The sequence below is a fragment of the Exiguobacterium flavidum genome (assembly GCF_003344535.1).
GTDB classification, from domain to species: Bacteria; Bacillota; Bacilli; order Exiguobacteriales; family Exiguobacteriaceae; genus Exiguobacterium_A; species Exiguobacterium_A flavidum.
This window is the reverse complement of record NZ_QPKS01000004.1, coordinates 32,025-49,988: the sequence shown is the minus strand read 5'-3', so window position 1 is coordinate 49,988 and position 17,964 is coordinate 32,025. Positions and strand designations below refer to the sequence as shown.

The window sequence follows — 17,964 nt, the reverse complement described above, 5'->3', positions numbered from 1 at the left end:
CATGAAAATCCAGTGCTTTAACCGATTTTTCTGATTTTCAGTCAATTCGCGATTTTTGCCTTGGCTTCACTGAGCTGTGTGCGCACCGCATCGAACCCCGTACCGCCGTAGCTCGCGCGGCGGGCGACTGCCTGCTCTGGGGTGAGCAGGTCGTAGACTTCTTCCGTGATGTCCGGGTGGAAGGACTGATAGGTCGAAAGCGGCAGATCCTTCAGGTAGCATCCTTGTCCCACACAGTGAAGGACAGCCTTCCCGACGATCTCATGCGCGTTTCGGAATGGTACGCCCTTCGTCACGAGATAATCCGCCAGTTCCGTTGCATTCGAGAAGTCTTGCGTCGTCGCCTTCTCAAGCGCTTCGGTCTTGAACCGTGCGGATTCAAGCATTCCTGTGAAAATCTGGACGGATTGCAACACCGTGTCTGCCGTGTCGAAAACACCTTCCTTGTCCTCTTGCATGTCCTTGTTATAGGCAAGGGGCAAGCCCTTCATTGTCGTAAGCAACCCCATCAGGTTTCCATATACCCGTCCCGTCTTTCCGCGAATCAATTCAGCGAAGTCGGGATTCTTCTTTTGCGGCATCATGCTCGATCCGGTCGAGAAGGCATCCGACAACTCGATGAACGAGAATTCCTGTGTCGCATATAAGATGATTTCCTCACAAAAGCGCGACAGATGCATCATGATGGTCGAAGCGATGGCGAGGTACTCGATGACGAAGTCTCGGTCCGAGACGGCATCGAGGCTGTTCGGGTAGACCGCTTCAAAGCCGAGCAGTTCTGCTGAGCGGAACCGGTCGATCGGGAACGTCGTCCCGGCGAGCGCACCGGCTCCGAGCGGCGAGACACGGACACGCTTCAAGTTGTCCTTCAGGCGTTCCTTGTCCCGCTCGAGCATCCAGAAGTAGGCGAGCAGATGATGCGCGAGCGAAATCGGTTGTGCCCGCTGCAGGTGCGTATAACCCGGCATGATCGTCTCGACATGCGTCTCTGCCTGGACCGTCATCACAGACTGGAGTCCCTCGATCGCCTCGATCAGTGCATTGATGTGCTCCTCCATCCAAAGATGGAGGTCGGTCGCGACCTGGTCGTTCCGGCTACGCGCCGTGTGGAGCTTGCCTGCGACCGGTCCGATTTCTTCGGTCAGAAGGCGCTCGAGATTCATATGGATGTCCTCATCCTGAATCGTATAAACATGCGTATCGAGCGTCTCGGTCAGCTTATTCAGCCCCTGCTCGATCTGCTCCCATTCCTCCTTCGCGAGGATGCCCTGTTCATAGAGCATCCGGGCGTGGGCGAGGCTGCCGCGCAGATCGACGCTGGCCAGTTTTTGGTCGAAGCCAATCGAGGCTCCGAACTGTTCCGCCTGTGCCGAAGCCTGTTCCGTGAAGCGTCCTCCCCAAAGTTTCGTCATTTCGTCACGCCTTCCTTCCGGTGAACGGAGGCATGTGTCTCGATCGCGAGACCATGCAGCTTGATGAATCCTTTCGCTGCATCGTGATCGAATGCGTCCTCTTTCGTGTACGTCGCAAGCTTCTCATCATAGAGTGAGACAGGCGACTTGCGTCCTGTGACCGTGACGCTGCCCTTGTACAGTTTGATACGCACTTCACCGGTGACGTCTGCTTGCGTCGCTTCGAGGAAGGCAAGCAGCCCTTTCGTCAGCGGCGCATGGAAGTAGCCGTTATAGATCGTCTCTGCATATTGTTTGCTGAGGAGCGGTTTGAAGTGTGCGACGTCCTTCGTCAGCGTGATCGTCTCGAGCGCTGCATGGGCCTTGAGCAGGACCGTCGCTCCCGGGCATTCGTAGACTTCACGCGACTTGATGCCGACGAGGCGGTTCTCGACGTGGTCGATCCGACCGACACCGTGTGCTCCTGCGATTTCGTTCAGCTCGGAAATCAGTTCAGCGAGCGGATACCCCTTGCCGTTGACTGAGACCGGAACACCCTGCTCGAAACCGATGATCAGCTCTTCCGGTGTATCCGGCGCTTCCTCCGGTGCGACCGTCAGCGCATACGCGTCGTAAGGCGGTTCCGTCCACGGGTTCTCGAGCAGACCGCATTCGTTGCTGCGTCCCCAGAGGTTCATGTCGATCGAATACGGGCTGTCGAGGTCGATCGGAATCGGAATCTCGTTCGCCTTCGCATATTCGATTTCCTCCTCACGTGACCATTTCCATTCCCGGACCGGTGCGATGACCTCGAGTGATGGGTCGAGCGCAGCGACCGACACCTCGAAGCGGACCTGGTCGTTCCCTTTTCCCGTGCAGCCGTGGGCGACTGCGGATGCACCGTGTTCGTGCGCCACCTGGACGAGCTTCTCTGCGATCAACGGGCGGGAAAGCGCAGAGATCAGCGGGTAGGCGCCTTCGTAATGCGCACCGTATTGTAGCGCCGGGAGGACGAATCCTTTCGCGAACTCGTCTTTGACGTCGAGGACGATCGATTCGACAGCTCCGACCTGGATCGCCTTCTCCTTGATCTTCGCAAGGTCCTTCCCTTCTCCGACATCGAGACAAAGTGCGATGACGTCATGGGTGCTGCTCAGCCATTTGATGGCGACGGATGTATCGAGACCGCCGGAATACGCTAGGATCAATTTTGGTTTCATGTTCATTTTCCTCCCTGGATGCGAATGCATGTATCTGTATAAAAATTCATTATGAATTATATATATACATAGATTTCAAAAAAAAGAAACCCTTTTTCAAGGATTTCTTTCGAAAATCAATTCTCCTCGATCCGTTTCTCCATCGTCCGATGCGGGATGCCGGCATCTTCGAATTCTTCCGAGACGATTGAGTAACCGAGTCGTTCGTAGAAAGGAATCGCCTGAACTTGCGCCCCTAACGTCAGGATCATCCGTCCTTCACGGCGTGCGACACGCTCCATCGCGGACATCAACTCGTATCCGAATCCTTTTCCGCGCAGCGCCGCGATCGTCGCAACACGCTCGACTTTCATCTTATCCTCATCATATGGGCGGGTGCGCCCGGTCGCGACCGGACGTCCATTCTCATCGAGGACGAGCAGATGGATCGCCGTCGCATCGTGCTCATCGTACTCGAGCTCGCGTGGTACCCCCTGTTCCTCGACGAATACTCTCTCACGAATCCAGCGTACTGCCCGCCGTTGCTCTGCCGTGTTTACTTGAATGACTGTCATTTGACCAATTCCTCTCTCCACGTACTTGCACATGACCATCCCTGCTCCTTGCTCGGGAACACGGCTTGTGCCATCCGTTCATTTCCTCCGCCTCTGCCATCGAAGGCCGACAGGTTCGCTTTCGCCCATTTACCGAGATGAAGCTGCGAATCACCTGCGACGAACAACTTCAAAGCCGCCTCGTTCCAGACGAGTGCGATTTTTCCGGCGTCGGCGAGCCGTTTCGCGAGCCGTTCCGAATAAGCAACGTCCTCGTTCGCGTGATGAAGTTGAATGACCGATTCTTCGTTCATCAACCTGCTGACATCCTGTTCGACCCGCTGTTCGCGCAGAATATCGACTTGTCCTTCGAGTGTGGCGACCTCCTGCTTCAGCGCCAGGATCGCATCCGGAACTTCTTCCTTCTTCGAGGAGAGCAGCCGGCTCGCCGCCACGAGTGCTGAGCGCTCGCGGTCAAGTAGCGTATAGGCACGCTCTCCAGCGACGTAGCTCAGACGGACGTTACCCCTGACTTTCTCCACTCCGGTCAACAGGACGAGCCCAAGCGCAGCGGTCGACTTCAGGTGGCTGCCGCCGCAAGCGCTGTAATCCAGTTCACCGATTTGAACGACACGGATGGTCCCGGTCACTTGCGGTGCCTTTCTGAGCGGCAGGGCGAGTGCTTCTTCTTCCGGATAGTCGCGCGTCGTGACGGGAAGATTCTCCCGGATGACCTCCCGGAGACGTCGCATCAGTCGTACTTCGAGCTCCTCTGTCCAATGAGGACAATCGATGTCGAGCGTCGACTCCGCGCTGCCTGTCCGGAAACTGACGGTCGGAATCGAGAACTCGTCTTGTAAAATCGCAGAAATGACGTGCTGGGCCGTATGTTGCGCAGCATGATCGACCCTTGTCGTCCGGTCGATTTCCCCTTTGACCTTTCCGGACAGCGCTTTTTCGAGCTTGTGCCAGACGATTCCCCCGTCCTGTTGCACGTCGAGCACCTGTTGACCGTTCAGCGTGCCGCGGTCCGCAGGCTGCCCGCCGCTCTCAGGATAGAAATAAGTTTCGTCGAGCGCGACCCAGTAGCCGGCCTGCTCTTTTTCTCCTGCGACGGTCGTCTCGAATGAGCTTACGTCAGGATGCAGTTGATCTAATCGCATGTGATGATTTCCTCCTCTTGAAACTATACGTATGATTATGCCACATTTTTTCTGTTCCGTGCCCGTCCTTTTAGTGGTGAGTCTTTCCATTTCTTAGTACACTGTCATTAGAAAAGCATACGTGGGAAGGGATGAATAAACAGTGATCCAGCCAATCGACAAAAATTCACCGCTTCCCATCTATCATCAAATCGAGATGCAGTTGAAGCAGCGAATCGAAGAAGGGACATTGCGACCGGGAGACCTTCTCCCGTCGGAGCGGGAATTCGCCGAAATCCATCAAATCAGCCGGATGACCGTCAGACAGGCGATTTCGAATCTCGTCCATTCCGGGCTGCTCATTCGTCAAAAAGGGCGCGGGACGTTCGTCGCGGACAGTCACGCTTCTGCTCCGCTCACCTTTTCAGGGAGTGACGCTGCCTCTGAAACGGAAGTGTACGAATTGCTTTCGGATGAGGTCGTGACGGCAAATCCGCTTCTCGCCCGGAAACTTGCGGTACCTGTCGGCGCTAACATCCAGGAGGTGCGACGCCTTTGTTCCAAGAGCGGACGCCCTCAAGCGATCGAGTCGGTCTTCGTCTCGCTTCACCTCCTGCAGCTCGACAGAACGATGAAAGCACGTCCGCTTCTTGCGATTGCGGAAGCCGGGGGACTGCCGATCAGTCGATCGCTGCAAACCATTTCCGCGCGTCTCGCTAACACGGAGGAAGCGCGTCTGCTGTCCCTCTCGAAGGCGGCACCTGTCCTGTCCGTCGCACAGGAGGCGTTCCTTGATTCGGGCCAGCCGTTCGCCTATGTCCTCACTGTCTTTGAAGGTGGCGATCCGGGACTGGCGTTTGAAACGGTTCACCGCTGACGATGAAAAAGAGGCTTCAGGTCTATTCGGACCTGAAGCCTCTTTCAGTTATTCATTCATTGAATCGTCTCTTCTACTGGCGCATCCTCTGTCGGTACCTGTTCCGTCCCGTCCTCGTTCGCAGGAACAGCTTCCTCGATTGGCGCGACCTCCTGACCGTTCATTGCCTTTGAAAGGTTAGCCTTCACCTGTTCCAGCTGGTTGGCGTCGAGATGGTATTCCCACTTCCCTGTGACTCCACGGTAACCTTCACCGCTCAACTGATACTGCATCGTATTGCGGAGCGCTGATCCGTAATCGATCAGACGCGTGTAATCGTTCGACCCGAGGTTCGTCTCGACGTTGTCGCCGACCGCATCGAGAACTTGACGGTACTTGCCGAGTGAACTGAAGCTTGCCGCTTCCTTCGCGACAGCCTGGATGACCTGCATCTGTTTCTGTCCGCGGCCGATATCACCGAGCGGATCATCGTGCCGGTTCCGGACATAGGCGAGTGCCTGTTCGCCCGTCAGATGCTGCATCCCCTTCTCGACGGTCACCGTACCTGCTTTTCGATTGGAATCTTGTTCCTTGAACGCATAGCGGACATCGATATCGACCCCGCCCATCGCATCGATTAGCTGGACGAAGCCTTGGAAGTTGATCTTGACGACGTGGTTGATCGGAATACCGAGAAGGTTCTCCGTCGTCTCACGGGCCAGTTTGATCCCGTTGTATGAGTTCGACGTATCCATCGAACCGAAGTAATGCGCATGCGTGATTTTGTCCTGTTCGAGACCCGTCTTGCCGTAAGGTACATCGTAGTTCGTATAGTCGATGTCGACGAGCGAATCGCGCGGGATGCTCGTCAGGACGAGCTGGTTCGTCTTCTTGTTCAAAATCGCGACGACCATGACATCCGATCGTGCCGGTTCGTTCCGTGCCTTGCTCGCCTTCGTCTCATCCGTCCCAAGGATAAGGAAAGATTCGGCAGGTGTGCCATCGAAGGCTGAACTTTCCTTTGCACCCGGGAATTTGATTTGTGTCTTCGCCATCGTCTCTTGCGCTTTATAAAAGACCGCCCCAGCGTAGCCGGAGGCAGCAATCGTCAGCATGAGCAGGAGAGCCGCAAGCATCTTCAGGAAAATCTTCCCTCCGCTCGGCTGCCTTCGTCTGGTGGATCTCGTCTGCATAGTGTCATCCTCATTTTCTGATTGATTTTCGTGTTTAATCGCTAGTATTCATTATCCGTACATTCCTTGAAAAGTCAATTTACGTTTGATTCCCGTCTGTAACAAACACGAAACATTGAAACACTTCAATAAGAAAAGGCTGCGTCCGTCAAGAACGCAACCTCTTCGAAATAAGCCTTCAGCACTCGAACGCTTCGAACGCCACTCTTCCTCTTCGCTTCGTTTCTTCCGAAAGAGAGGCGGCAGACGCCTCATCGAGAATGACGAGCGTGTCCTCGTGATGCTTCAGAATCGTCGCCGGACATTCCGTCGTCTCTTCTCCTTCGAGCATCTGGCGGACTGCTTCAGCTTTTCTTTCACCCGAGGCGACGAGGACGATTTTCTTCGCCCGCATGATCGTCCCGATTCCCATCGTGATCGCCTCGACCGGCACGTCCTCGATCCGTTCGAAAAATCGCTGGTTCGCCCTGCGCGTCGATTCGGTCAGTCTCGTCACGTGCGTCTTCGTATCGAACGGCGTTCCCGGCTCATTGAAGGCGATATGCCCGTTCGAACCGATGCCGAGAAGTTGCAGATCGACTCCGAGCTTGCGGACCAGATCCTCATAGCGTGCACTCTCCTCAACCGGATCGGCGGTCCCGTCCGGAATATAGGATTCCTTGAACTTCACATAATCGAACAGATACTCCTGCATGAAGGAGTGGTAGCTGTTCGGATGATCGAGCGGCAATCCCACATACTCGTCGAGGTTCACTGTCGTCACATGGCTGCAGTCGATGTCATCCTTTCGCCATTCCTCGTAGACGCCCATCGGAGAGCTGCCGGTCGCGAGCCCGATCGTCATTCCTTCCGGATGCGCCATCATCTCGTTCCTGATTACTTTATACGCGACACATGCCAGGTCCTCGTCGTTCCTTACGATCATCCATCTCATCATGCTTCTCCCCCTTCTGTGAAACGGTGAATCATTCCGCGGTGAATCGTGTATTCGACATACCCTTGATTGAGCAGGACGAGATCGGCATCCTTCCCGGCAGCGATACCACCTTTTTGCGCAAGACCGAATTCCTTGGCCTGATTGACGGACGTCATCATGACAGCCTCTTCGAGCGTACATCCCGTATAATCGATGATGTTGCGGAGCGCTGTATCCATCCGCAGCACGCTTCCCGCGAGATTCCCTTCCGCCAGGCGCGCGGCACCGTTCTCTACCATGACGGCTTGTCCGCCGAGCTCATATGAACCGTCAGTGAGTCCTTTCGCCCGCATCGCATCCGTGATGACGAGCAGGTGTTCAGCGCCCTTCATCCGGTAAGCGAGATCGACCATCTCCCTGACACTGTGGACTCCGTCCGGGATGATTTCGACGTTGACGTCGCGCTCAAGCAGGCAATAGCCGACCGTCCCGGGTTCCCGGTGATGCATCGCCCGCATCTGGTTGTAGAGATGTGTGCCGTGTTTCACACCGGCAGCCCGGTTCTCAGCAAGCGTCGCAGCCGTGTGGCCGGCCGATCCGATCGCACCGGACTTGCGCATCTCCGCTTCAAGCAATCGGGCACCTTCCTGCTCCGGTGCATATGTGACGAGTCTGATCGTATACCCAGACGCTTCCTGGAAACGTCTGAACAGCTCGGCGTCCGGCGGTATGATATGTTCTTTCGGTTGTGCTCCCGCGTAGTCCGGATTGACGAATGGTCCCTCAAGATGAATCCCTTCTACCGTCGTCGACGGATCTGCGACGAGTGGACCAGCTTCTTCAAGCGCACGCATGATTTCTTCCGTCCCTTGGGTGATCGTCGTCGCGAAGAACGACGTGACGCCTTCCTTGAGCATCTCCCGTCCAAGCCGCCGCAATCCATCCGCATCCGCATCCATCGCATCGACATCGTAGCCGCCATGTACATGGATGTCGATCATGCCGGGGATGACGTCGCGACCGGCCGCATCGATGACTTCTCCCTCCCGTCCGGCATACTGGTCCATCGAACCGACTTCCTCGATCGTCTCATTGAAATGGATGAAACCGTTTCGTATCACGCTTTCCCCCGTGTAGATTCGCGCATTGATGATAACTGGCATAGCACTCTTCCTCTCTGTCCAGGCATATTCCCCCAACGTTTCAGAAAACCGTTAGTATACATTACCCGCATTCATGGAAAAATGATTTTGTCCGACTTTCTGCTGATCAGCCGGGTCACTTTCCAGATGGCCATCGCAAGGGACTGATTCTTCCGGTAGGCCAGGTAACGTCCTTCCCACTTCGGATCGTACTTCTCCTTATAGCGGCGCAGGCCGGTGAAGCTGTACATGTAACGGATATTGTTGAAGACGTCGCCTGCGATCCGTTCCTGCCAGAATGACGTCTCGTCCTCGCCGACCGACGAAAGCGGGGCCATCCCCATGTTGAACGTCGTATATCCCTCTTCTTTCGCCCACTCGAACAGACGAATGAACATCGCGTCCATGATTCCGTTCGGACCGTCCGGCAAGAAACGCATCAGATCAATCGAAAGCACACCTTCCTGATAGGCAGGCATGAGACTCATGAAGCCAAGCAATTTTCCATCAGCATCGCGCATCACACCGAGCGGGGCATGCGCCAGATAGGAGGGACAGAAGAAACCGAGCGAGAATCCCTTCTCCCTCTTTCCGTCGAGCCATGCTTTCGAGACCCCTTCAAGTTCCGCGACCAATTCATCCGAATAGGGCGGAGCGAGAACTTCGAACGTCATCCCTTCCCGCTCGAACCGGTTCTTGATCGACCGAAGACCCGCCTTCTTTCTCCCTGTGACATGGAAAGTGGTCAAATCGACGATCGCCTCCTCGCCGAGCTTGAAGAAATTGAATCCGAAATCGTGATAGAGCGGCATGTTCTGCGCCTGTATCTGATAGATGTTCGGGATATAACCAAGATCCTCGACGCGTCTGAGGAAGGCCGCGATGATCTGATGGTTCTCCGACGGATCGCCGTTCGGATCACCGAGCACCATCACGCGTTTTCCCGTCTGGCTGAACTGGATGAACGAACGGCCGCTTTCCGAGAAGAAAAACCGCTTGTCGCCAAGGAACGCGAGATGGCTCAAGTAGTTGCCGCCATACTCCTCGAGACAACTCCGGATTCGCTCCGGATCGTACGGCTCGCCGAGCACCGGGTGCGTGAAGGCGTTGAACAGTCGAATGAAGAGAAGCAGGTAGACGAGCGTAAAAATCGCCGAACTTGCGGCGAACAGGAAAATCTCTTCCGCCGGATAGACGGCTGCTCCTTCTGTCGGACCAATCGACCAAAAGGCGTAGCCGAAAAAGGAGAAACTGCCGAGATAGAGCATCACGACGAACAGCGCACGAAGCAAACGTCCGAACGTGATCAACGTTCGCTCCCGGTGAAATGATTTACGTGAGAGGAACAGCAGCAGGAAGACGAAGATGAGTGTCGCTCCTGAAATCACGTTCAGCCCGCGCGCGAGCACCCCGAGCAATCCGAATGCCGCTGCACCGTATGACATGTAGAGCGAACGTTTCGAGTGGCGGTAGATGCCCGGAGCAAGCAATACGAGCAACAGTCCGCTCATGAGAAAGAAGCTGTTCCCGAGAAGAAGCATCTCATGCGGAAAAAGTTCTTCAAGGTAGACGGCCTGCGATGAAACGGGCGGCAGCAGCGCAATCCCCCAGATGAACATGCCCGCCAAGAGGTGGATGAGCGCTAGGGCAAAGTGGCGAATCCTGCTCAGGAAGCGAAGCTGCAGACGCCAGATGATTCCGCCGACTTCGACCGTCGGACCGACGACCGGCTTATCCTCGATCATCTTGACGACGGGACCGCTGAACTCCCGGGCCGCGAAGACGACGCCGAGCAGAAACGGCAGCAAGTAGTAGACGAGGCGGTAGATCAACAGTCCTGTCAGAACGATCCCTTCCCCTACACCGATCCGCTGCATCCCGATCAAGAAGACGAGGTCGAACGAACCGAAACCGCCAGGGACCATCGAAATCAAACCTGCGGTCGCAGCGATGATGAAGACGCCCATCAGCTGTGCGAAACTGACGTCCGTCCCAAGCGCTGAAAGGATGAAGTAGACGACGACACCCGCGCTGAACCACTCGACGAGCGAGACGAGCGAGTAGAGGGCGATTTGCTTCGGATGGATGCTCCGTCCCCTCCGGAAGGAGAACAGTAGATAACCCGGAAAGAACAGCGCCACGCCGACGATCACCGGCCAAAGCCAGCGCTTCATCTCAAGCACCTCGAACGCCGGGAACACGTTCAGCAGCGACAGTCCGGAGAGAATCGACAAGCCGCTGACGAGCGTCGGCGCCATCCATCCGATCGCCTTGAGCAGCGCCCCTCCTTCGACGTACGGGCGATAGAGCGCCGTGCGGACACCGATTCCGGCAAGTCCGCCGAACCCGATGATTCCGTTGAACGAGTTCGCGATCCACGATGTCCGAAAAATCCTGTCGCGCGGTACATCCGCCTTCAGGGAACGGAGCAGCAGGACATCGTAAAAATACATCGTCGCGACAGCGAGCAGACCGGAGACGACGAGCAAGGCGAACTGCCATGACGGGACATGCTGGATCGCCTGGATCGATTTTTGGAGCGAGAGGTTACGCAGCTCATTCTGTCCCTGATAGAAGATGAACAGAATCAGGAAGACGGGAAGGACGATCTTAGCGACGCGCAGGATTCGATTCTTCACACTCCTCATTCCGTCACCTCCTCCTTCGTTTTCTTGACGATCTGGATCAAGCGCCCGAGCAACAATGTCGCCCCGACGGCCAGTCCGCCGATCAATCCCCACCAATATCCGTCCGGTCCGAGCGCCGTCTCCCGTTCGAGATAGAAGCCAAGCGGCAATCCGATGACCCAGTATGCGGTGATCGTCAACAGGAACGTCACGTTGACGTCCTTGAACCCGCGGAGCGCGCCTTGCGTCGGTGCCGCGATCGCGTCCGAAAGCTGGAAGAAAATCGCAAGAATCATGAAATGCGCCGCTGTACGAATGACATCAGGATCATTGCTGTAGAGGGCGGCGACGGCCTCGTTCTGCCAAAAAAGCAAACCACCGGAAAAGAGCGAGACCGCAAGACAGAGACCAAGCCCGATCCAAATATACTGGACCGCGTCCTTGACCCGCTTCGCTCCGACCTCGAAGCCGACGGTGATCGTCAAAGCGGAGGCCGCGGACAGCGGGATCATGTAGACGAACGAGGCGAAGTTGATGGCCGCCTGATAAGCACCGATGACGACATCGCCATACGCCCCGAGCAGAAGCGTCACGGCCGAGAAGATGCTCACCTCGGAAAAGATGGCGAGGCCAATCGGCGCGCCGAGCCGAACGATCTCCCTGATCCGCTTCCCGTCCGGGCGGTAGAGATGGCGGAGTACGCCGAGCCGCTGGAACAACTCCCCCTTGAGGACGATGAAGACTACCGCGGCGCAGAGGATCCAGTACGTGATCGCAGTCGCGATTCCGGCACCTACACCGCCGTATGCCGGAATCCCGAGTTTCCCGAAGATGAAGAGATAGTTTAAGCCGACATTTAAGGGTAAAGAGAATAATAGCAGAATCATCGTCACGTTCGACTTCCCAAGCGCGTCGATCAGCGTCCGCAAGACGAAGAAGACGAACATCGGCACGATTCCAAACGCGAGCGAGACGAGATAGAATCGCGCTACGCGGCGCCCTTCATCCGAGAGGTCCATTCGGGAAAGGACCGGATCGACGAGGAAGTACCCGAGCACGAATGTGATTCCGCTGACAGCAAGCGCCACATAGAGCGCCTGCATGACGATATGCTTCACATCCCGCTCCTTGCGCGCCCCCATCGACTGCGAGACGAGCGGCGCGACGGCAAGCAATATACCGGTCAAACCTGTATAGACAGGCGCCCAAAGGCTCGCTCCGACCCCGACCCCGGCGAGATCCGCCGAGCCGTATCTGCCGGCCATGATCGTATCGAAGAAGCTGATCAAATAGAACGCCACCTGAGTGACGAGAATCGGAAAGAAAATCCTGAAGAACTGTTTCATTTTTTCTTGAAGCGTAAACGTTTCGAACATTGTCCATTTCACCACATTCCGAGGCTTCACGCCTTCATTCATTTTCTACAAAAAGGGGGTTTTCGGATGAAACATCGCGACTCAGAAAAGCTCGTCTTCGAGCTGCTCGAGACATGGTCCACCTTCACCCATTACGCAGGTGAGTCTGTTAAATTCAAAGATTCCGAGGACGTCCACCAGGCGCGTGTCCGTCTCCGGAAACTGTTGACGTTCGGAAAACTGCTCTCCTTCGAGGAGACGGAAGTCTATCAGACATGGAGACGTCTCATGCATGTGTTAGGCGAAGTTCGGGATCTTGATGTACTGCTTGAGTCGAGCGGAACCGATACGCCGGTCGAACAAGCGTTCAAAGACCACGTCGCGCTCCAGTTGCAAGGAAAGCGCCTGACCCTGACCGAAACGTTCCAGCTCATCCTGACTCCCGAATTCGAAGCGACCGTCAGACGTTTCCTTGCCGGTCTGTTTGCACGAAAACTGCGCCGTACGGATCCGGAGGAGTTGATCGACGCAGTCGCAAAGCCTTTTCGCAAGCGTAAAAAACGCTATGCTGATGTCCCCCGCACGAAAGAGCATATCAAGGAGATGCATAAACTGCGCTTGTCGACAAAGATGTACCGCTATACGACGGAATACCTGAAGCCGTATGCAGACATACCAAACGAAGCGTCCTCGCTGAAAAGTCTCCAGACCGCACTCGGCGAAGCGAATGATTCCTACAATCTGCTCGAGCGCTGGCAATCCTTCTCGCCGCCGCGCGGCATGGAAGGCAGCCGGTCTAACCGTATAGAATTGCTCGAGGAAGAGCTCCGTGCGAAGCTCGAGATGTTGCCCATCTAAGGATGACGCTGGACGAGCAACTCGAGCATCTTCGTTCCGGCGATCGAGTTCCCTTTCATGTCGAGTGCCGGGCCGAAGACGCCGATCCCGATCTCTCCCATGTCGTAGTCACTGCGCCCGCACGCGACGATCGCGCCTGACACCCCGCTCTTGCCGGGCAATCCGACCTGGACCGCGAACTCGCCGGACGCATCGTACATGCCGCAGGTCGTCATGATCGCCCGGATGATTCTCGCGTTCCGCCTCGAGATCACTTGTCGTCCTGCCGGCGTCTTTCCGGATTGACTGAGAATTTTCCCCATCATCGCAAGACCACGGCAATTCGTCAGGATGGCACATTGTTTCGTGTAGACGTCGATGATTTCTTCGACGTCCCCTTCGATGACACCGTGATGCCGCATGAAGTATAGCAACGCCCTGTTCAAGTCGGTCGTCTCATACTCCGACCGTGCCACTTCCGGATCGAAGCGCACCATCTCCACTTCGATGTCGAGCAAATCTGCGATGAAACCGCGCAGCCGGTCGAACTTGTCTTCCGCCCCGTCACCCGGCAGCATGCTTGTCACGGCCAGCGCTCCGGCGTTAATCATCGGATTGAGGGGCTTCGTCGGTACCGTCTCCTCAAGCTTCGCGATCGAGTTGAACGCGTCGCCGGTCGGTTCCATCCCGACCCGTGAGAAAACATAGTCCTCTCCAAACGTCTCAAGCACGAAAGCCAAGGTGATGATTTTCGACACGCTCTGCACGGTGAACAACGTCTCCGCATCCCCTGCCGAGACGAAGGTCCCGTCGGAGTTACACACGGCGATGCCGAGCAACCCGCCATCGACTTTCGCGAGTTCAGGGATGTATGTCGCGACTTGTCCCTGAACCGTGTAAGGCCCGCACTCTGCGACGAGCGCTTCGAGCTCCTCTTGTGTGACGTTCACGGTCTCTCCTCCTCTTGAATCTGCTTATGACTCAAGCTTACCATGCCTGCCGACCGGTGGAATATGCCTCTTCTGAAAAAGCGGCTGTCCCTACTCACCGTCCGGACGCGACATGAGGCCCCTCTTCCGTCATCTTATCCGGAAACAGGGGCCTCATCTCATATTTCTCCGCTACAGCCATCCGGCACTCAGCGGATGACCAGTTCCGAACCGTCCGCATCGATTTCAACGTGAGCCCCGTCCGACACCTGTCCGGCAACGATCGCACGGGCAAGCTTCGTCTCGACGGTCCGTTGAATATACCGATTGATCGGGCGTGCCCCGAACTGCGGCTCGAACGCTTCATTGAAAATCAAGTCCTTCGCGGCATCAGTCGCGGCAATCGTAATGCCGCGACCGGCCAGCCGTTCACCCATCTTGCGGACGGCTTTGTCGATGATATGCTCGATCTCCTTCCGCTGAAGCGGATGGAACAGGATCGTATCATCGATCCGGTTCAGGAACTCCGGACGGAAACGGTGCTTCAACTCTTCGCGTACCGCTTCTTCCTCCGCCTCGTCGATGACACCGTCCTTCGCCGCCTCAAGCAGAATCTGCGCACCGAGGTTCGACGTCATGATGACGATCGTGTTCTTGAAGTCGACGACCCGTCCTTGCGAGTCCGTCAAACGCCCGTCATCTAACAGTTGGAGAAGGATGTTGAATACGTCGGGGTGCGCCTTCTCGATCTCGTCGAGAAGCAGGACCGAATACGGACTCCGCCGGACAGCCTCCGTCAATTGGCCGCCCTCCTCATAGCCTACGTAACCGGGAGGGGCCCCGACGAGCCGCGAGACGTTGTGCTTCTCCATATACTCGGACATGTCGACACGGACGATGTGCTCCTCGCTGTCGAAGATGGCCGACGCGAGTGCTTTCGCAAGCTCCGTCTTCCCGACTCCGGTCGGGCCGAGGAAGAGGAAGGAACCGATCGGACGGTTCGGATCCTTGATGCCGGCACGCGCCCGAATGACGGCGTCCGAAACGAGGCGGACTGCTTCGTCCTGTCCGAATACACGCTTGTGCAGCGTATCCTCGAGATGCAGCAGCTTTTCGCGCTCTCCTTGCGCGAGGCGTGTCACCGGAATTCCCGTCCACTTCGAGACGACTTCAGCGATTTCCTCTTCCGTCACCGCTTCACGGACGAGTTCATGAGAGACCGTCTCTGCCGTCTCCTCCGCCGCTTTGAGTTTTACCTCGAGTGCCGGAATCTGACCATATTTGATTTCAGAAGCGGCATTCAGATCATAGCGTCCTTCCGCCTCCTGCAAAGCAAGCCGCGCCTTCTCGAGCTCTGCTCGAAGCAGGTGGACGCTTTGCGAACTTTCCTTCTCATGTTCCCAGCGCGACCGGAGCGCGCTCTCGTCTTCACGTGCCGATCCCAGTTCCTGCTGGAGAGCGGACAATCGCTTCCGCGACGCTTCGTCCGTCTCCTTCTTCAAAGCTGCTTCCTCGATTTCAAGCTGCATGACCCGCCGGACGAGCGTGTCGAGCTCGGTCGGCATCGATTCCATATCGGTCCGGATCATCGCACATGCCTCATCGATCAGATCGATCGCCTTGTCCGGCATGAAGCGGTCCGTGATGTACCGTTCAGATAATGTTGCCGCGGCGACGAGCGCGCTGTCATGAATCCGCACGCCGTGGTGGATCTCGAATCGTTCCTTCAATCCGCGCAATATCGAAATCGTATCCTCGACGTCAGGCTCCGCGACGAGCACCTGCTGGAAGCGGCGTTCGAGCGCCGGATCCTTCTCGATGTACTTTCGGTACTCATCGAGCGTCGTCGCTCCGATGCAGTGCAGCTCGCCTCGCGCGAGCATCGGCTTCAACATGTTTCCGGCGTCCATCGCACCTTCCGTCTTCCCTGCACCGACGATCGTGTGCAGCTCGTCGATGAAGAGCAGAATTTGTCCTTCAGCTTCCTTGATCTCAGCGAGGACCGCCTGCAGACGCTCCTCGAACTCACCGCGGTACTTCGCCCCGGCGACGAGCGTGCTCATGTCGAGACTGAACAGCTGTTTGTTCTTCAGGCTTTCCGGCACGTCCCCGCGCACGATTCGCTGGGCGAGCCCTTCGACGATCGCCGTCTTCCCGACACCCGGTTCTCCGATCAACACGGGATTGTTCTTCGTCTTCCGGCTGAGTATGCGGATGACGCGCCGGATCTCACTGTCGCGCCCGATGACCGGATCCGTCTTGCCGGCACGGAATTCCGCGACGAGGTCTCGGCCGTACTTTCGCAGGACGTCGAACGTCGCTTCCGGATTTTTCGTCGTCACTTTCCGGTTGCCGCGCATCGTCTTGACCGCTTCGCGCAGCGACTCTTCCGTGATCCCTTTACGCCGCAGGAACTCGCTCGCCGGACTGCTGAGTTTGCTGAGTGCAAGCAGGAGATGTTCGACCGATACATAGTCGTCCTGCATGACCTGAGCTTCCGCCTCCGCCTCGTTGAACACTTGGAGGAGTGAGTTGCTGATTCGCGGGGTCGTCGCCTGCCCGAGCGCAGGAAGGCGCTCAAGCGCTTCGTTTACACCCTGTTCGAGATCACGCGGGACCTGATTCATCTTCTCGAAAACGATTTTTGCTATGCCTTCGTCCTGCGAGAGCAGTGCGATCAATAAGTGCCATTCCGTGATTTCACTGTGCCGGCGCTGCTTTGCGATCGCCTGTGCCGAGACGATCGCCTCGTGCGCCCGGTCCGTCAATCGTTCAAAGTCCATGTTCATCGCTCCTTAACAGATAATCGTTGTTCCCATTCCTCATAAAACGAACGCTCCATCTCAGGCAGCTTCACCTCGAGCTGGACGAGCAGCGCACCCTTGTGGCCCTCTTTGTTGCTGAGCCCGCGATGCGGCACGCGCAGGCGCGCCCCCGGTTTCGTACCCGGTTTGACCTTCAGCTTGATCTTCTTGCCGTCGAGCGTCGAGGCGAGGACGTCTCCGCCGAGAACGAGCGTCGTCGGGTAGACCCGGACGGTCGAGATGACATCGTCACCATCACGCCGGAACTGCTCGTCATCCTTCAAATGGATCGTCACGTAGACGTCCCCGTGCACACCCTGCCTGTTGCGCTGCGAACTCTTTCCGCGCAGGCGCATCTTCTTGCCGTCATACAGATCCTTCGGCAAGTTCATGTGGACGGTCCCGGTCGGAAGACGGATCGCGATTTTTTCTCCGCTGCTGACCCGGCCGAGCGTGACGGTCACATCAAGCGACTCGTCAATCTCCTCCTCGAACGGCGCCTGGTTGAAGAACGAGCCGAACATGTCCTCGAATCCGAAGGACTGGGATTGCGTGCGGCTGCGGCCGCCTCCGAACTGCCGGAACAGGTCCTCGTAGTCTGTTTGCTGCTCGTATCCGCCACCTGCTCCCATCCGTTCGAAGTCTGCACCGTACCGGTCATATTGAGCCCGCTTCTCCTCATCGCCGAGCACGTCGAATGCATGCTGGATTTCCTTGAAGCGTGCGTCAGCCCCCTTGTCCTTGTTGACGTCCGGATGATATTGCTTGGCGAGCTTCCGATACGCCCGCTTGATATCCTGGGTGCTCGCCTCTTTGCTCAGACCGAGCGCTTGATAATAATCTTTCGCCATCTCACTTCAGTCCTTCCATCATTTCTATTAAGGTAAGTATAAAGTGCAGGTCACCCTTTGGTCAAATATGGTCAAACTATATTTTGACGATTCATCCTCATCCCTCTTTACCCTTGAATCACCGTAAATCCACTATGTTCTACGTCGTCCGGACGAAACAAGTTCCAT

Annotated in this window: 14 protein-coding genes; 2 read left to right on the top strand and 12 right to left on the bottom strand. The window is 56.5% G+C overall.

Going from position 1 to position 17,964, the window contains the following annotated elements; translation table 11 throughout:
• Nucleotides 1-41: 41 nt before the first annotated feature.
• The 4 genes from argH to DFG60_RS04820 form a co-directional block, all read right to left on the bottom strand.
• Nucleotides 42-1,412, bottom strand: coding sequence for an argininosuccinate lyase (argH, locus tag DFG60_RS04835; RefSeq protein WP_114570614.1), 1,371 nt, complete (start codon nt 1,410-1,412; stop codon nt 42-44).
• Nucleotides 1,409-2,611 (bottom strand): argininosuccinate synthase, encoded by a 1,203-nt coding sequence (locus DFG60_RS04830; RefSeq protein WP_114570613.1) that lies wholly within the window; start codon nt 2,609-2,611, stop codon nt 1,409-1,411. Before DFG60_RS04830 ends, argH begins: the two co-directional genes overlap by 4 nt.
• Nucleotides 2,612-2,727: 116 nt before the next feature.
• Nucleotides 2,728-3,165 carry a GNAT family N-acetyltransferase gene (locus DFG60_RS04825; RefSeq protein ID WP_114570612.1) on the bottom strand — a complete coding sequence of 146 codons (438 nt, stop codon included), beginning with the start codon at nt 3,163-3,165 and terminating at the stop codon, nt 2,728-2,730.
• On the bottom strand, nt 3,162-4,307 hold the full coding sequence (locus DFG60_RS04820; RefSeq protein WP_114570611.1) for an alanyl-tRNA editing protein: 1,146 nt from the start codon (nt 4,305-4,307) through the stop codon (nt 3,162-3,164). The genes DFG60_RS04825 and DFG60_RS04820 overlap by 4 nt, the downstream gene beginning before the upstream one ends.
• Before the next feature lie 142 nt (nt 4,308-4,449).
• Between DFG60_RS04820 and DFG60_RS04815 the strand changes: the two genes are divergently transcribed.
• On the top strand, nt 4,450-5,163 hold the full coding sequence (locus DFG60_RS04815; protein WP_114570610.1) for a GntR family transcriptional regulator: 714 nt from the start codon (nt 4,450-4,452) through the stop codon (nt 5,161-5,163).
• 56 nt (nt 5,164-5,219) lie between these two features.
• Here DFG60_RS04815 and DFG60_RS04810 read toward each other — a convergent pair whose 3' ends face one another.
• The 5 genes from DFG60_RS04810 to DFG60_RS04790 all read right to left on the bottom strand — a co-directional run bounded on the left by DFG60_RS04810 (nt 5,220) and on the right by DFG60_RS04790 (nt 12,396).
• Complete coding sequence (locus tag DFG60_RS04810; RefSeq protein ID WP_114570609.1) at nt 5,220-6,335, bottom strand: LCP family protein; 1,116 nt, start codon at nt 6,333-6,335, stop codon at nt 5,220-5,222.
• Between the two features lie 178 nt (nt 6,336-6,513).
• Nucleotides 6,514-7,269, bottom strand: a complete 756-nt coding sequence (gene nagB / locus DFG60_RS04805) for a glucosamine-6-phosphate deaminase (protein WP_114570608.1) — start codon at nt 7,267-7,269, stop codon at nt 6,514-6,516.
• Nucleotides 7,269-8,414, bottom strand: a complete 1,146-nt coding sequence (gene nagA, locus DFG60_RS04800) for an N-acetylglucosamine-6-phosphate deacetylase (protein WP_114570607.1) — start codon at nt 8,412-8,414, stop codon at nt 7,269-7,271. Before nagA ends, nagB begins: the two co-directional genes overlap by 1 nt.
• Before the next feature lie 71 nt (nt 8,415-8,485).
• Nucleotides 8,486-11,041, bottom strand: a complete 2,556-nt coding sequence (gene mprF, locus DFG60_RS04795) for a bifunctional lysylphosphatidylglycerol flippase/synthetase MprF (protein WP_114570606.1) — start codon at nt 11,039-11,041, stop codon at nt 8,486-8,488.
• Nucleotides 11,038-12,396, bottom strand: coding sequence for an MATE family efflux transporter (locus tag DFG60_RS04790; protein WP_114570605.1), 1,359 nt, complete (start codon nt 12,394-12,396; stop codon nt 11,038-11,040). The genes mprF and DFG60_RS04790 overlap by 4 nt, the downstream gene beginning before the upstream one ends.
• Before the next feature lie 66 nt (nt 12,397-12,462).
• On the opposite strand from DFG60_RS04790, the gene DFG60_RS04785 reads away from it, so the two are divergent.
• Nucleotides 12,463-13,233 carry a CHAD domain-containing protein gene (locus tag DFG60_RS04785; protein WP_114570604.1) on the top strand — a complete coding sequence of 257 codons (771 nt, stop codon included), beginning with the start codon at nt 12,463-12,465 and terminating at the stop codon, nt 13,231-13,233.
• Here DFG60_RS04785 and glsA read toward each other — a convergent pair.
• The 3 genes from glsA to DFG60_RS04770 all read right to left on the bottom strand — a co-directional run bounded on the left by glsA (nt 13,230) and on the right by DFG60_RS04770 (nt 17,796).
• Nucleotides 13,230-14,162, bottom strand: a complete 933-nt coding sequence (gene glsA / locus DFG60_RS04780; protein WP_114570603.1) for a glutaminase A — start codon at nt 14,160-14,162, stop codon at nt 13,230-13,232. The two genes, DFG60_RS04785 and glsA, sit on opposite strands and share 4 nt — an antisense overlap.
• A 188-nt stretch (nt 14,163-14,350) precedes the next feature.
• Entirely contained in the window at nt 14,351-16,924 is a 2,574-nt protein-coding gene (gene clpB, locus DFG60_RS04775; RefSeq protein WP_114570602.1) for an ATP-dependent chaperone ClpB, read from the bottom strand.
• A 2-nt stretch (nt 16,925-16,926) separates the two neighbouring features.
• A complete protein-coding gene (locus tag DFG60_RS04770; protein WP_114570601.1) occupies nt 16,927-17,796 on the bottom strand; it encodes a DnaJ C-terminal domain-containing protein in 870 nt (289 codons plus the stop codon).
• Nucleotides 17,797-17,964: the final 168 nt, after the last annotated feature.